We start from the raw sequence: 13554 nt of genomic DNA on the forward strand, positions 1-13554 counted from the left end.
TTCCTCGAACTAGACATCCTTCCTTCCCTACCTCTGTCAGAATTCTTTCACTTCTGCGGCCACCGCCGCTGCCGCCTCGGCGCGATGGTTTATTGTCGGAGCAGAAGCTTCAGGTCGACGGCCTTGGCCATGACCAGATACCCAGCATCGTTGGGATGCACGTGATCCCCGCAATCATACGCCGGCGCCAGATGGCCGGGCTTTGCCGGATCCTCCAGGATCTTGCCGAAGTCGATCACGCCGTCGGCGGCGTTGCCGGTTCTGACCCAGGCATTCACGGCCTCCGCGATCTTCGCCTTCTCGGGTGTGCAGTACTTTGAAAAGCGCGTGCCGGCAAAAGCGTTGGCGGCTGGCGTCAGGGTCGACAACACCACGCGGATGCCGGCCGCGTGGGCGCGCTCGATGATCTGCTTGAGGCCGGCAATGACGTCGTCGGCTGTCGGCTCCGGATCGTTCGGTATGGTGGCGCCCGGCAAGCCAATGTCGTTGCCGCCCAGCATCAGGACGACGGTCGATACCCGGGCATGGCTCAACACGGACATATTGAACCGCGCGAGGCCACTGGTCCCGAAGCCACCGGCCAGCACGCGATTGCCGTAAAATGCCTCATTCACAACCGCGATATCGGGATGGCCCTCCGCCTGCAGATGGCTGGCGAGTTCATCCGTCCAGCGATGGTTGCTGTCGGGAGTAGAGCAGAACCCGTCGGTGATGGAATCACCAAGGACCACAATGGCGCTGGAATCGGGCTTGGCGGTCGTCAGGATGCGGCTGAGCAGCAGACGCGATTTGGTGGTGCTTTCGGGCTTGAAGTCGGCAGCCTTCGTCATGTCACCCGAGCCCGATATGTAGCCGGTCTGCATGGCCTCCCAGTGAACCGAGGCGAGTTTGGTAGGGTTGGGCAGATAGAAGCTGACGACCACACTCGACAGCGGCTTAACCGGTAAGTCGACCGGGTCACTGATCAGCGGTGCGCCCGGCGGTATCACGGCGTCGATGTGACCGCTGAAGGTCACGGGCTTGATCGTCGCCGGATCGACGGCGCTGCCGCCGGCCGGCAGAGCAACTGTCGCCGCGCCGATGGTGATGGGACGGACGCCGAACTCGTTCGAGATCACGATCCGCAGTTTCTCGCCGCCTACGCTGATGCGCGCGGTCTGCCGCACCGTCCTGTTGCTCAGCACCTCCGGCACGCCAAAGGGCACCGGCAATTCGTCCGCCCAGCGCGGTCCAGGGGTTGCGGCCCATGTCGTGATCCAGGGCTCGGCAGGCTGGGCGCCGGCACAAGTCACAGCGACCACGAGCGCCGGCAGAGTCGCGGCCAGCCGCGCCCGGCGCGATGCGCCCAATCGACGTAGGAACATCGCAAGTTTGTTGGAATGCATCTTCTGCGAATCCGTGACGGTTGTCGCGGCAAGGATGCATTCCGCGTTTTTCGGCTGTATTTCAAAAGCGCGCGGCACCGCTACAACAGTAACGATCGCTTCCTTGATGCCGCAATGCGGTCTCTCGCAAGATGCCGGGATGGTGCCCGAGTGGAGGATCAGCGCGACAGCTTTCACTCGCCCTGAAAGGTCGGGCAATGGGCGAGGCGCATCTTCAGGAGTTGCCGCGAGCCTCGCTTGATTGGCGCGGACTAAATCGACAAATTCCTCCCCTTATGCGACGTCTATCTCGGTTTGCATTTGCCGGGCGCGCAAGACGCCGCCTCCGATGCTGTCTCGGTCACGCGACGGTTACCACGTCGTGGGGTGCGAGTCCGATTTCTGCAATACGCCGCCATCTCCGGTCGTTATCCTTTGCTGCGATTGTCGATGCTGGCGAAACGGCCGACACTAAATCATCTGTCAACAGTTCAACATCGCTGAGCGCACGTACGTGCAGACGAGTGAACAGAAACAATTGGCCATGCAGAGCACCAACAATGAGGCGGCGGATCGTATTCTCTCGGAGCTCGATAGTCTGGCTCCGATAATCGCAGCGCAAGCTGCCGAAGCTGAAGAGGCGCGGCGCATTCCGGCCGATATGATTCAGATGCTCAAGTCGGTCGGAGTCTTCCGGATGACGGCGCCCCAAATTCATGGCGGCCTGGAATTTGATTTGCCTGCAGTCGCACGTATCCTCCAGAAGCTCTTCAAGATAGACGGCTCGACAGCGTGGGTCGTCACCATCACCAACGCAACAGCCCTGTTGCTGCCACTCCTGCCGCGCGAGACCTACGAGGAAACCTATCGAAATGGTCCTGATCGCCTTTGCGCGGGGGGAGGACAGCCCGCCGGAACAGCCGTCGCCGAGGCCGGCGGTTTGCGGGTGAATGGCAGATGGCCATTTGCGAGCGGGTGTGAGGACGCTGACTGGATCGCAGCAGTATGCGTGCTGACCCAAGACGGGACGCCCGCTGCGGGGCCGGCCGAGGGAGTTCCGGCGATACGCGGTGTGTGCTTGCCCGCTCGCTACTGGCAGATCGAGGATACCTGGCGAGCGCCCGGACTCCGGGCGACCGGCAGCCACCACATCGTGCTCAAAGATGTTTTCGTGCCGTCAGAAAATGTCTTCGACATGGCCTCGGCTCGACCTTGTCTCCCGGGACCGCTCTACAACGCTCCACCAATGCAGATTGCGACCCTGCTGCATGGGCCGGTTGCGTTGGGAATGGCTGAGGGTGCGCTCGACGACATCGTCGCCATGGCGCTGAGCGGCAGGAAACAGCAGCGCGCGGCTGTATCGATGCGAGATTCCGAGATCTTCCACTACGAACTCGGCCGTGCTCAGGCCGAGTTCCGCGCCGCTCAGGTGCTGTGCGACGCACAAATCGCCAGCCATTGGCGCCACGCTGTTGCTGGCACGCTCAGCGGCGATGCGCTACTCGCCGAAGCGACTCAATCGATGATATGGATGACCGAAGCGTGTCTTCGGGTAGTTCAGAGCTGTTTCGCGCTGGCAGGCGGAGCGGCTGTCTCCAATTCATCGCCGCTGCAGCGACGACTGCGCGACATGCAAACTGCCGCACAGCACGCGGGAGTGCACGCTCGCCACTACGCTCACGCGGGAAAGCTACTGCTTTCGCGGGGAAACGACGGGTTGCAACAGGCAGGCAGCAGCCCAGGCGACGGGCTGCACGCAAAGTCGTAGTTTTTGACATGCATGCGCAATCGTCTGTCACAGCACAACTAGGCAGGCTCATAAAATGCACGTTCTTCGGAACGTCTTGAGCCGTGAGTTTCGCCCGCGAAAGGAGGCATAGTGTCCGACTTGATCTTCTATACAAACCCAGTGTCCCGCGGACGTGTCGCCCGCTGGATGCTTGAAGAAATAGGGCATCCTTATGAAACCGTAGTCCTCACCTTCGAAGAGATGGAGAGGCCTGGATATCGTATGATCAACCCGATCGGCAAGGTGCCGGCCCTGACGCACGAGGGTAAACTCATTACAGAAACGGCTGCGATTTGCGCATATCTCGCCGACGCATGTCCCGAAGCTGGCCTCGCACCGAAAGTGCGCGAGCGTGCCAATTATTACCGTTGGCTGTTCTTCATGGCTGGACCTGGAGAGGCCGCAGTGGTTGACAAGTTGATGGGCGTTGCACCGAGCGCCGAGCAGCGTCGATTTGTAGGATATGGTAACTTCGATGCAATGATGATGATGTTGGAGGTCGCAACCACGAAACACCCCTATATTGCCGGCGACCGATTTACGGCCGCGGACGTCTACTTTGGTGGGCAGCTGATATTTGGTACGGAGCACGGTTCCATGCCCGAACGACCGAGCTTCGCGGCATATAAAGAGCGACTCGTAGCCCGGCCCGCTTATCTGCGAGCCAAGTCAATCGACGACGCTTTGGCGGTAGACGGCAGATAAAGTGACGAAACATAAGAAGTGTCCACGAACGTGGGACACTTAGGATATCATCGGCACGGCGAACGACCATGCTGGTATAGCCTTGTGCCCCTCATGCGCGTGAGGCATACCGGATCAATGACGCCGCGGGGAAATAATAGCTTTGTCGGAGCAGTTTTTGCCGGGCGCCGATGCAGGCCTGATCACGCGGGGCGAAGGCAATATCCAGATCTATTCGAAGGGAAGCATCCTGCTCGGCCTGTCGCGCATCATGACCACCTTTGGCGGCAACATCCTTGCCTGGTCTGCCGAAGGAGACATCAACGCTGGCCGTGGCTCGAAGACCACGGTGGTGTTCACGCCGCCACGCCTCGTCTATGACAATTACGGCAACATCAGTGTTGCGCCGACTGTCCCCTCGACCGGCGCCGGCATCGCGACACTGAACCCGATTCCCGCAGTACCACCCGGCGACATCGACCTGATCGCGCCGCTTGGCACCATCGATGCGGGCGAAGCAGGCATCCGCGTCTCCGGCAATGTCAATCTCGCGGCACTGCAGATCCTCAACGCCGCCAATATCCAGGCGCAAGGCAATGTCACCGGCGTTCCCACGGCGCAGGCGCCGCCGGTTGCGGCGCTATCCACCAGCAACAACCTGACGGCAGCGACGCAGCAGGTTCAGCCGGCCGCGCCCAGCACCAGCGATCGTCCGTCGATCATCATCGTCGAGTTCCTGGGCTATGGCGGCGGGGACAAATCGACGCCTGACAATACCGACCAGCGCAACACGCACGAGCGACGGAGCGAGAATCAGGGGCACTTCGATCCGAACAGCATGTTCCAGATCGTTGGTAGTGGCGAACTCACGGACGAGCAGAGAAAACTGCTGACGGGGGAAAGGATGGAAGCCGCTCATTAGTCGGCCGCCCTGCCGTTGCTTGGGCCTTGTTCGCGCTCAAACCGTTGGTCGGGGCCCTGGCTAGGCTGTTGTTAGACCACCTGAAGTGAAGAGACGATCGCGGAGAGGTCTTCAAAGTTGTGCTGGGTGGAGCGTTCCGGGTTCTCCACCCAATTTGCCCACGCGTGGCTTCAGCGTTGGCTTGTCCTCGCGCCGAATCGTTGCAAGAAACCCGCTCTTGCGCCTTGCTGGCGACGCGCAGCGACGACGCCGGCCATATCACCATATGGTATCTCATCGCTTCGAATTCGTTCGCAGTGTCTTCGGGAACGCGCCGCGCAAACTCTTGCAGCATCTCGCGAGAGGTCAATGCCTTCGCTAAGATCACGTCCGCTCCCGCTTCAAGATAAAGTTTCGCGCGAGCGGCCGCGCCATCGATCCTTCGAATGCCGCAGCGTCGGTCTCGCGACGAGATACATATGCCGCCTGTCACGATTTGAACCTGCTAAGTCTTGGCCCGACCTGAGCGAAAGTTGCACGCCGCTTCGCGACTGAGTTGCCAAAGGCGCGCTCCCGTTCGATTTAGCGCGCCATCATTCGCTCTCCGCAAATGTTGGGGGCGGGGCCTTTCAGGATCCTCATTGCGCGAGTAAAACCTGTAGCTCAGTTTCTTGCGTGCCGCATCAAGCTGATGATTGAAGAAAGTAGCGCAAGTTAGCCGAGTGTGGGAAAAGGCGGTAGCGCTCCTCGCTACGCCACGACACGGCTTTCTCGGCGCAAACTACGATTTGCTCCGACTTCGCCGATAGAGCGGATATATATCCAACTCCTGGCAGGCGACCTTGTGGACCAGGTACGACGTGTTACCTACGTCTCGGGCCCCATGATTCCTGCGCCAAACTGATTTCTAGGATTTCGTACACCCGCCGGTGGCCCTCCCGCAGAATCTCGTCAGCTGATCCATACCTTCTCAATTTACGACTTGACGCCGGATACCCTCCAGTTATTAATAGTCCGAACGATCGGACTAAGAAAACGGGAAGCCCATGCCGCCTGCGTCGAGTTGCCATTCTCACGCGCTGATTGAGCCGACACGGGTTCACAGCCGCCTCTACTACGATCAAGCCATTTTCGAGGAGGAGCTTGAGCGCATCTGGTATCGGAGCTGGGTCTATGTCGGACATGTCAGCGAGGTGCCGAATCGGAACGACTATGTCATCAAGTCAATCGGGCCGATGCCGGTGCTCCTGGTCCATGATCGGACCGGGCAGATCACACTGCTGCTGAACAAGTGTCCGCATCGCGGTAATCAGCTCTGCGCGTATCGCGAGGGCAATCGCAGCACCTTCACGTGCCCTTATCACGCCTGGACCTTCAGCAACACCGGCGAATTGGCGGGATTCGCCTATGCGGACGGTTACGAGGGCGTCGACAAGAGCAAGTTTTCGCTTGGCCGGGTCCCGCGCGTCGGCATCTATCGCGGCTTCGTGTTCGGCTCGCTCGCAACCGACGGACCCTCGCTGGACGAATATCTGGGCGGCGCCAAGGCTTCCATTGACCAGCTTCTCGATAACTCACCCGAAGGCGAGCTGGAGCTGACGGCCGGATTTCTGCAGCATCGCACCAAGGCGAATTGGAAATTCATGCTGGAGAACGAGACCGACGGGTATCATCCGGGCTTCGTCCACAGCTCCGTCTTTCAGGTCACCGACAGCGCCATCGGCAAGCTCTATGGACCGCAATCGACCGCGTTGACCCGCGATTTCGGCAACGGCCACACCGAGTTCGATCTCAGGCCCGAATGGCGCCGCCTCGGCGAGCCGCTTGCCTGGTTCGGAACGACTGCAGAGCGCTTGCCTGATTATGTGAAAGCGATGGAGACGAGTTACGGCGCCGAGCGCGCCCGGCAGATCATGATCGACGGTTCGCCGCATATCATGATTTTCCCAAACCTGTTCATTGCCGAGATCCAGATGTTCGTGCTGCAGCCGCTTGCGGTCAATGAGACGATTCAGCACGTAACCGCCCTGCAGTTCAAGGGCGCGCCGGACTTCAACCGTCGCTTGCGGCAGCAGACGATGGGCTCGGTCGGGCCGGCCGGCTTTCTGCTCGCCGATGACACCGAGATGTATGAGCGCAACCATCGTGGTGCGATGATCAGCGATCCGGAGTGGCTCACCCTCAGCCGCGGCCTGCATCGCGAACGTCATGACGAGAACGGATACCTCGTCGGTCATTCGACCGACGAGGTGCCGCAGCGAGGCATCTGGCGACACTACGCCAGTCTGATGGCGGCGTGAGGCTCTTGATGGACCAGCAGGTGATCTTGACGGCTGCAAAGCCGAGCGGAAGTGGGACGACTAACTTGCTCGAGCGGGTCGAGCAATTCCTGTTCATGGAAGCGCGACTGCAGGATACCCATGCCTATGACGAGTGGGAAGCGCTGTGGACGGATGATGCGATCTACTGGGTGCCGGCGAACGGCGCGACTAATCCCGACACGCAGATGTCGATCATCTACGACAATCGCTCGCGCATCCGCGTGCGGATCAACCAGCTCAAGACGGGCCGACACCATACGCAGACGCCGCGATCGGAACTCGCCCGCATCGTGTCCAATGTCGAGTTGATCAGGCAGGCCAGCAACGAGGTTGACGCCCGTGCCAATGTCCTTATTTTCGAGGATAGCCTGCGCGGCGAGACCTTGTGGGCGGCACGCAACGAATATCGCCTGCGTATGACCGAGGATGGCTTCAAGCTGGTCCGCAAGAAGGTCTCGCTGGTCAACAATCACAAGCCGATCTTCACGCTCTCTTTCCTCGTCTGAGGTTGATTGTCCATGACCAATCAAGTCGGCGCAGACCACGCGGAAGATTGGATGGCCGACGGGCCGGTCTTGCTGAACTATAGCAAGCATGTCGCGACCCTGACGCTCAACCGTCCCGAAGCTTCCAACGGCATGAACATCGCCCTGATGCGCGCACTGCATGAAGCGGTGATGCGCTGCCACGCCGATCCGCGGGTCCGGGTGGTTCATCTGCGCGGCAACGGGCCGAACTTCTGCGCCGGTGGCGACGTTCGCGAGTTTGCTTCCAAGGGCGAGCAGCTCGGTGACTTCCTGCGCGAGGTCACCGCCTACCTGCAGATGGCGGTCGGCGCCTTGATCCGCCTGAACAGCATCGTCGTCACCGAGGTGCATGGATATGCCGCCGGCGGCGGCGGGCTTGGTCTTGTGTGCGCCTCCGACATCGTGATCGCCGGCAAGTCCGCGAAATTCCTTTCCGGCGCCACGCGCGTCGGCATGGCGCCGGACGGCGGTGCCTCGGTCATCCTGCCGCGGCTGATCGGCTTCCGCCGCGCCGCCGATTTGGTGATCTCCAATCGGGTGCTCGCGGCCGAAGAAGCGTTGTCGGTCGGTCTGATCACGCGACTGTCACAGGATGACGAGCTCGCTGCCGAGGCGCGTACGCTGGCGTTGAGCTATGCGAAGGGCGCACCAAAGGCGATGGCCGCGGCCAAGCGACTGCTTTGGACTGGGCTTGGCATTGGCGTCGAATCCTGCCTGCCGGAAGAGGCACGAACGGTCGCGGAACTGTCGGCGACTGCGGACGCGCGCGAAGGGCTTGCCGCCGTGCTGGACAAGCGCGCGCCGGTCTTCACCGGGCGCTGAGCATGGCGAGCGCAAGCCGCGCGTTGATAACCGGAGGCGCCAAAGGCATCGGCGCCGCGGTTTGCCGCCAGCTTGCGCGCGATGGCATGATCGTCGCCTTCTGCGACCGCGACGCCCCCAGCGGCAGGATTTTGGCAGACGAGATCGGAGCCAATTTCGCACCTATCGATGTTACCGACGATCAGGCGGTGGCTTCCTGGCTCGAGGCGGCGGGTCCCTTCGACGTGCTTGTGAACAATGCCGGCGTTGATCAGCATGCCTTCTTCACTGATACCAATCGCGCAGACTGGCGCCGGCTACTGGCCGTTAATCTCGAGGCCACCTTCTCCTTCACGCATGGCGTGTTGCCGCACATGCAGAAGCGCGGCTATGGCCGCATCGTCAACATAGCCTCCGAGGCCGGCCGGCTCGGTTCGAAAGGAGGGGCGGTCTATGCGGCTGCGAAGGCTGGCGTGCTTGGCTTTACCAGGTCGATAGCGCGAGAGAACGCGCGATTCGGCGTTACCGCCAATGCCGTGCTGCCCGGCCCGATTTGCACGCCGATGGTCGAGAAGGCGATCGAGGAGTTTGGTGAGAAGGTGCGCATGGACCTCGAAAATCTCACGCTGCTCCGGCGTCTCGGCACGCCCGAAGAGGTCGCCGCCGTGGTCGGCTTTCTGGCGTCACCGGCCGCGTCCTTTGTCACCGGCGAGGCGATCGGTGTCTCGGGGGGTATGGGATGCGGCGCAGCTTGATCGGAATCCTTCCTGCACCTCGATCGTGCCCGGCACACGCTCCATGATGAACTTACCCAGCTCGATCAGTGATTCTCTACTTTCGGGGAGATCGCTGAACATCTGGAAATGGTGGAACATGCCTTTCCAGACCTGAACCCGCACATCGACGCCATGTCGCCGCGCGCGGCCCGCGAGAAGGAAAGAATCATCGAGCGTTATGTCGTCGTCCCCTGCGTGAATCAGGATGGGTGGCAACCTCGACAAGTCCGCTTCCACCGGCGAGGCGATGGATGCCGTGGCGATTTGATTGCGGCCAAGATAGGTGCGCGCCATTGCAGCGAGCTGTTCAGGTTTCGAGAAAATGTCCACTGCCGCGCGGCTGTCGTAGCTTGCACCGCGCATCGTAAGGTCGAGCCAAGGTGAAATCAGCGCGGCACAGGCCGGCAGCGCAAGTTGCTCATCGCGGGCGCGAAGCGCGACCTGAATTGCAAGCGCTGCGCCCGCCGAGTCGCCGGCAAGCGCAATGCGAGAGGCAGGGAGTGCCTGCTCGAGCAGCCAGCGATAGGCAGCAAACGCATCTTCAGTCGCCGCCGGGTATTTGTGCTCGGGCGCAAGCCTGTACTCGATCGCGAGGACGCGTGATCTGGCGGCATCGGCGAGGCGTCGCATCAAGCCGAGGTGAGAGCGGATCGATCCCACCTGGAAGCCGCCGCCGTGACAGAACAGGATGGTTCGCCCGTTCGCGCCGACTGGTGGTTCGATCCAGGCGGCACGCATAGTTCCAATGGAGAACGTGTCGAAATCACACGGTTCGTCACCGGCAAACAGCGCATCAAAACTCGCGCGAATTTCGGCAAGGGACGTGGCTCGCGCCCATGAGCCGGTCGCCGTGGCAATGCGCCGTTTGATGCTGGCGAGCTCGCCTTCGGTGTCGTGCACCAATCACCCCTAGTTGTGTCTCAATCCGTTGCAAAACGATCGCTCGACCAAGGCGGTGAGCGGGACATGGAGCGGATCAGAAGACCTTCGACTTGACGTAGCCGTCGAGAAAGAGACTTACCGCGCGATCGGCAAGTTCCGTCGGCAGTACGCGCCCGTCCGGCCGGAACCAGGTATAAGTCCAATTGATCATGCCGAAGAACAGCATGGAATCGATATGGGCGCTGGAGGTGTCCTTGGCACGGTCGGGGCGGATTTTCGCGAGAACATCGGCGACGATCTGGATGAGCTGGCGCTGCTTCTTGATCACGTCCTTGCGGACATTGGCCGGGAGAAATTCCAGGCAGGTCAACATCACCGCGTGCTTGTCGCGCGAGACGGCATAGATCTCCATAAAGAAACGGATCAGCCGGCGAAAACGCGCCACGTCGTCCTCGCGTGCGGCCAGGATGTCGCTGCATCCGGCGAGCAGCTTGTCGACGTGCTCGGTCAGCATGAAGACGAGGATCGCATCCTTGGACTCGAAATAATGGTAGAGCCGCGATTTCGAGCAGTTGCAGGCCGCGGCGATATCGCTGATGGAGGTGGCGGCATATCCGCGATGAGCGAACAGCGAGGCGGCCTGCTTGACGATGGATTCCTGTATGTTGTCGTAGTCCGGCGAGCGGGGTCTCGTCACAGCTGTCCTGTATGATCGTTCGAACGGTCGGACTATATAGACCCGCCCTCGACCCGTGGCAAATCGCATCGGTCACGCAGATGGCGCCCCCTCGCTCGCCTCCGCGCGATGCAGCACGCGCGTTGCCTTGGCCTCGTAGCGGGGCAGGGTGCCTTCCGAAAAGCATTCCACGACCGCATTGAAGCCGAGGCGGGCGCGGATTTCGCGGCGAACTTCCGCCACCACGTCCTCCCTGGGACGGTTCGCGCGCGCATCGGCTTCGATGGCGACGCACATCGAGCCGATGGTGGTCTTGTGCTTGTCGACGTAGATTTGCCAGGCCTCCTTCACAGTGCCCGGCGTCGCCGCGACAATATCCTCGATCTGCGAAGGGAAGACGATGACCCCCCTCACCTTGATCATGTCGTCGGTGCGGCCGATGATGCGTCCGATCTTGCGCATGCCGCGGCGCCCCGATCTGCAGTCGAAAGGATGCGCCGAGAGGCGGACGAGGTCGCGTGTCCGCCAGCGCACCACCGGCGAGGCCTCGCGGGCGAGCGTCGTGATCACGATCTCGCCGACTTCGCCCGGCGCGACGGGTTTCAGGGTTGCCGGATCGAGGATCTCGGTGATGATGGTATCTTCGTTGACGAGCTGCAGCTCGTCATCGGCATGGGTGAACGGAGTCGAGATCGCCAGCACCGGGCCGCCCGCTTCGGTCGTGCCATAAATGTTATGGCTGACAAAGCCGTCCGGCATCTCCGCCTCGAGCTGGTTGCGGAATTCGGTCGAAACCGACTGGCCGCCGAGAATGGCGAGCTTGATCGACCACTCCCTCCTCGGATTGATGCCGACCTGCCTGGCAATCGTGATCAGCGACATCAGCCAGAGCGGCGACATCGAGGCGACGTCGTAGCAGTGGTCGCGCAGCCATTTCACCACCAGCTCGCCGCGGCCGGGGCCGATCGGGAAGCTCGTGCAGTCAAGCGCGGCGAACCCGACGTCGAGCGCCGGCCCGCCGATCCATAGCCCATAGCCGTAGCCCTGATATGCGCGCTGGCCGCGCTGCACGCCCGCAGCCGACAGGATGCGAGCCATCTGGTAGGGCAGCAGCCGGCCGTAGTCGTTCTCGGTCATGCCGAACAGGACGGGTAATCCGGTGGTGCCTGATGTCGCCATGAAGCGCCGCACCGAAGGCATGGCGGCGGTGAGGAAAGGAAACGGATAGCGTCCGTGCAGCGCGCTCTTGTCGAGGAACGGCGCGTGCGCAAGTCCATCCTTGGCCGCGAGATCCGATGGCTTCATTCCGGCCGCGGCGAAATGCGTCATCCAGTCGGGCTGTCCCTCGAGCCGTGCAGCCAGCTCGGACAATCGTTTGCGTTGCAGGGCCTGGATCGCTGGGTAGTCGAGGCTCTCGATCTCAGAGTGAATCATGTCGGTTCCTCCCATGGTGACGCACGCATGGCCCGGGTCGGCCTTCGGAATGCGTCGCATCTTCATTTTTCTCTTTCTTAGTCCGAACGTTTGGTCTAAGTAAAGAGCCATGAGCGCCCGAAGAAGGCGGATCGGCTGATCACGAATTTGTCTGCGCCGGTCGTAAAAGCCGGCGGAGGGAAACCGTCGGCGGGAGGAGGATTCATGAAGAAACAGCTCATCACCTTGATGGCCGCGTTGGCGCTGGCTACCTCGGCACGTGCGGAAGTCCGAATCGGCGTAATCGTCTCGGCCACCGGGCCGGCGGCATCCGTCGGCGTCACTCAGCAGCGCACCGTGCCGGTCCTGCCGCAGAAGCTTGGCGGGCAGGACGTCCGCTACATCCTGCTCGATGATGCCTCCGACACGTCGGCCACGGTGACCGGTGCGCGCAAACTGATCACGGAGGAAAAGGTCGACGCCATCGTCGGTCCAAGCCTCACGCCCAATTCCCTGGCCTTGCTCGATTTCGTCGCCGAGAGCAAAACGCCCATGATCAGCCTTGCAGGCTCGGCGTTGATCATCGATCCGCCGGTCGACAAGCGCCGCTGGGTGTTCAAGACGCCGCAGAGCGATGCGCAGATGGCCTCAATCGTGCTCGAGCACATGACGCGCAAGAACATCAAGAGCGTCGGCCTGATCGGCTTCAGCGACGCCTATGGCGAAGGCTGGATCAAGGTGATGACGGGCCTGCTCGAAGGCGCCGGCATCAAGGTCGTGGCATCCGAGCGCTATCAGCGCACCGACACCAGTGTGCTCGGCCAGATCCTCAAGATCACCTCGCAAAATCCCGACGCCATCTTCATCGCGGCATCCGGCACGCCGGCGGCGCTGCCGCAGACCACCCTGGTCGAGCGCGGCTACAAGGGACTCGTCTATCAGACACACGGTGTCGCCAACAACGATTTCCTCCGCGTCGGTGGCAAGGCGCTGGAGGGCACTTTCGTGCCGGCCGGTCCGGTGCTGGTTGCCGAGCAGTTGCCTGACAGCCACCCGGCGAAGGCGGCCGGCCTCGATTTCATCAAGCGCTATGAAGCGATTCCGGGCGCAGGCGCGCGCTCGACCTTTGCGGCCTATCTCTGGGACGCGCAGCTCATCCTCAACAAGGCGATCGCCGTCGCCTCCGATATCGCCAAGCCCGGCACGGAGGAATTTCGCGTAGCGCTGCGCGACGCCATCGAGAACGTCAAGGACGTCGCCGGGCCAAACGGCGTCTACAGCATGTCGCCAAAGGACCATCTCGGGCTCGACGAGCGCTCGCGCGTGATGACGCGGATCGTGGGCGGCGAATGGCGCCTGGTGCAATGATGCCGCTTGCGGGACCGACGCGCCTCGCACACCTCCGAGAATCGGGTGAGGC

Annotated in this window: 12 protein-coding genes; 8 read left to right on the forward strand and 4 right to left on the reverse strand. The window is 61.7% G+C overall.

Going from position 1 to position 13554, the window contains the following annotated elements:
- Positions 1-89: 89 nt before the first annotated feature.
- Positions 90-1205 carry an SGNH/GDSL hydrolase family protein gene (locus I6F35_RS06075; RefSeq protein ID WP_225116743.1) on the reverse strand — a complete coding sequence of 372 codons (1116 nt, stop codon included), beginning with the start codon at positions 1203-1205 and terminating at the stop codon, positions 90-92.
- A gap of 703 nt (positions 1206-1908) precedes the next feature.
- On the opposite strand from I6F35_RS06075, the gene I6F35_RS06080 reads away from it, so the two are divergent.
- The 7 genes from I6F35_RS06080 (at position 1909) to I6F35_RS06115 (ending at position 9142) form a co-directional block, all read left to right on the forward strand.
- Positions 1909-3132: an acyl-CoA dehydrogenase family protein gene (locus I6F35_RS06080; RefSeq protein ID WP_225116744.1), complete on the forward strand. Its 1224-nt coding sequence runs from the start codon at positions 1909-1911 to the stop codon at positions 3130-3132.
- Between the two features lie 111 nt (positions 3133-3243).
- On the forward strand, positions 3244-3858 hold the full coding sequence (locus I6F35_RS06085) for a glutathione S-transferase family protein (protein WP_346283140.1): 615 nt from the start codon (positions 3244-3246) through the stop codon (positions 3856-3858).
- Between the two features lie 142 nt (positions 3859-4000).
- Positions 4001-4759 (forward strand): filamentous hemagglutinin family protein, encoded by a 759-nt coding sequence (locus I6F35_RS06090; protein ID WP_346283141.1) that lies wholly within the window; start codon positions 4001-4003, stop codon positions 4757-4759.
- A gap of 1025 nt (positions 4760-5784) precedes the next feature.
- Positions 5785-7038 (forward strand): aromatic ring-hydroxylating dioxygenase subunit alpha, encoded by a 1254-nt coding sequence (locus I6F35_RS06100; protein ID WP_225116745.1) that lies wholly within the window; start codon positions 5785-5787, stop codon positions 7036-7038.
- Positions 7039-7046: 8 nt separating this feature from the next.
- On the forward strand, positions 7047-7565 hold the full coding sequence (locus I6F35_RS06105; protein WP_225116746.1) for an aromatic-ring-hydroxylating dioxygenase subunit beta: 519 nt from the start codon (positions 7047-7049) through the stop codon (positions 7563-7565).
- A gap of 12 nt (positions 7566-7577) precedes the next feature.
- Entirely contained in the window at positions 7578-8408 is an 831-nt protein-coding gene (locus I6F35_RS06110) for an enoyl-CoA hydratase-related protein (protein WP_225116747.1), read from the forward strand.
- 2 nt (positions 8409-8410) lie between these two features.
- Positions 8411-9142, forward strand: a complete 732-nt coding sequence (locus tag I6F35_RS06115) for an SDR family NAD(P)-dependent oxidoreductase (RefSeq protein WP_225116748.1) — start codon at positions 8411-8413, stop codon at positions 9140-9142.
- On the opposite strand, the gene I6F35_RS06120 is transcribed toward I6F35_RS06115, so the two are convergent.
- The 3 genes from I6F35_RS06120 to I6F35_RS06130 form a co-directional block, all read right to left on the reverse strand.
- Positions 9071-10063 carry an alpha/beta hydrolase gene (locus tag I6F35_RS06120; protein WP_225116749.1) on the reverse strand — a complete coding sequence of 331 codons (993 nt, stop codon included), beginning with the start codon at positions 10061-10063 and terminating at the stop codon, positions 9071-9073. The two genes, I6F35_RS06115 and I6F35_RS06120, sit on opposite strands and share 72 nt — an antisense overlap.
- Before the next feature lie 76 nt (positions 10064-10139).
- Positions 10140-10742 (reverse strand): TetR/AcrR family transcriptional regulator, encoded by a 603-nt coding sequence (locus I6F35_RS06125; RefSeq protein ID WP_225116750.1) that lies wholly within the window; start codon positions 10740-10742, stop codon positions 10140-10142.
- Between the two features lie 72 nt (positions 10743-10814).
- Complete coding sequence (locus tag I6F35_RS06130; RefSeq protein ID WP_225116751.1) at positions 10815-12155, reverse strand: hypothetical protein; 1341 nt, start codon at positions 12153-12155, stop codon at positions 10815-10817.
- Between the two features lie 204 nt (positions 12156-12359).
- Here I6F35_RS06130 and I6F35_RS06135 point away from each other — a divergent pair, with 204 nt between their 5' ends.
- A complete protein-coding gene (locus I6F35_RS06135) occupies positions 12360-13502 on the forward strand; it encodes an ABC transporter substrate-binding protein (protein WP_225116752.1) in 1143 nt (380 codons plus the stop codon).
- Positions 13503-13554 lie beyond the last annotated feature (52 nt).

This window comes from Bradyrhizobium sp. BRP22, from assembly GCF_020194175.1.
Taxonomy (GTDB): domain Bacteria; phylum Pseudomonadota; class Alphaproteobacteria; order Rhizobiales; family Xanthobacteraceae; genus Bradyrhizobium.